This is a genomic window from Mesorhizobium sp. M1329 (assembly GCF_040318035.1).
GTDB lineage: Bacteria > Pseudomonadota > Alphaproteobacteria > Rhizobiales > Rhizobiaceae > Mesorhizobium.
This window is the reverse complement of record NZ_JAMYLN010000081.1, coordinates 1-1,577: the sequence shown is the minus strand read 5'-3', so window position 1 is coordinate 1,577 and position 1,577 is coordinate 1. Positions and strand designations below refer to the sequence as shown.

3 pseudogenes are annotated in these 1,577 nt (G+C 56.9%); 1 reads left to right on the top strand and 2 read right to left on the bottom strand.

Annotated features, from left to right (window positions below):
- Both NKH21_RS32630 and NKH21_RS32625 read right to left on the bottom strand, forming a co-directional pair.
- Positions 1-309, bottom strand: a pseudogene (locus NKH21_RS32630) (membrane dipeptidase); the annotation flags it as partial.
- Positions 310-781: 472 nt separating this feature from the next.
- A pseudogene (locus NKH21_RS32625) lies at positions 782-1,102 on the bottom strand (IS701 family transposase); the annotation flags it as partial.
- A 183-nt stretch (positions 1,103-1,285) separates the two neighbouring features.
- On the opposite strand from NKH21_RS32625, the pseudogene NKH21_RS32620 reads away from it, so the two are divergent.
- Positions 1,286-1,509 (top strand): annotated as a pseudogene (locus NKH21_RS32620) (transposase); the annotation flags it as partial.
- Positions 1,510-1,577: the final 68 nt, after the last annotated feature.

Sequence of the window (1,577 nt, the reverse complement as noted above, 5' to 3'; positions counted from 1 at the left end):
ATTAAGCTCTGTCTCGAACGGCCCTGTGCCCTGAAAATGGAACAAAATCGCCATCTGGCCACCGCGTTTCGCAGCTTCGATGTCACATGCTTTCTGCACCAGCCTTAGGTCTTTTCTGGAGCGTATAGAGTGCAGCCAGCTGCCTATCTCCTTGAGGGCAGTTGCGGGCCTGTCGGTCTCTCCCCCAACAGTCGGAGCCACGCAGGTTACGCCGCCGGCTTTGTAGGACTCCACATATTCCCTCTTATCAAGAAGCGCCGTAACGGCATCGATGATGACCGCGTCGCGGTGAATTCTTTCGGCGTCCAAGCCATTTCTCCCAGAAAGTTCGCCAGCCGGCCAAGATATCTGAATTCAAATCATTTGGATCCAGAATTGTCAAGAGCTTGTAGATTGGATACAATCGCCAAGTGCTCGCGCGGGGGGGGCCTTTTGGGTCGAACGATACGCTGACCCCGATTCTGATGTAGCAGCGCAGCTGTGCTTTTGATCGGGCGCCATGGCCTGATGGTTCATGCCTGCCCGATGTTCGCCGACGGGCATGTCATGCCGGGCCAGTGGCGGCACATGACGGAGTTCCGCGCCGACTGGGCCAGGCGGTCACGCTCGGCGCCGACAAGGCATGTAGCACGAGAGTTGCATTTGCCTTTCAATGAGGTCGTCGCGCGGCAGTCTGATGGGCGCGCCTCCAGCATGACCAATCGATGACGTAGGCGGGCTTTATGCGACGCAGGGCAAGGCTGGTAGCGATCTCTCTAGACTTCCTGGATAAACCAGCGGATCAGATCCTGATCGTCGGCATCCGCGGTCTTTTTTGGGTCGTCATGTCATTGGCGGTATCGGATCACCGCCATCATAACGAAGGCGAGCATGACGAGGGAGACGTGGCGATGCCAGCCATGCCATGACCGGGTTTCGTTATCATCGGGTCCAAGCTCGTTTTTGGCAGTCTCGAAACTGTCTTCGATCGCCCAGCGATGGCCTTCAACGGAAAACGAGCGCCTGGATGCCCGTCCCGGCAGGGTACCATGTCGTGAAGAATGCGATATCATGGTCGCTAACTGCGCCGGATCAGGAGGCCACGGGTCCAAAACCCTGTTTCCGTCTCGTATGTTCGTCGGCATCGGGATCGGCGAGTACAATCAGAGGCTGATGGGGTTGTCTAATCGCCGTGGGGACGTCAAATATCTTCGGTTGGCAAGTTGCGTTCGATTGCGAACCAGTCGGCGACGGCTTGCTGTGATCCTTCAGCGGATGTGGAGCGACGAGGCTGAGTTCCACTGGATGGCATCGCACTGACGAATGCAGTCGACGTCTGACTCGGATTCCAGGCGTTGGGCCGATCGGTGCACGATGATGGTCATCAAGGCCCCGTCACCCAGTTCATTCTGATTGGGAAAACACTTAGCTGCCTGGTTCGGTTTGACGCCGAAAGATCACTCGACAGCCCGAAAGGTCAGGCGGAGCTCCGCGTCGCCTGCCACCATTCATTGTCTAGAGCACGTCCTGTGATCGATGAATCGATTGTGATGTGACGGCTGCGTTTTGTGCTGATTCAACATCCACCTCGATGGGAG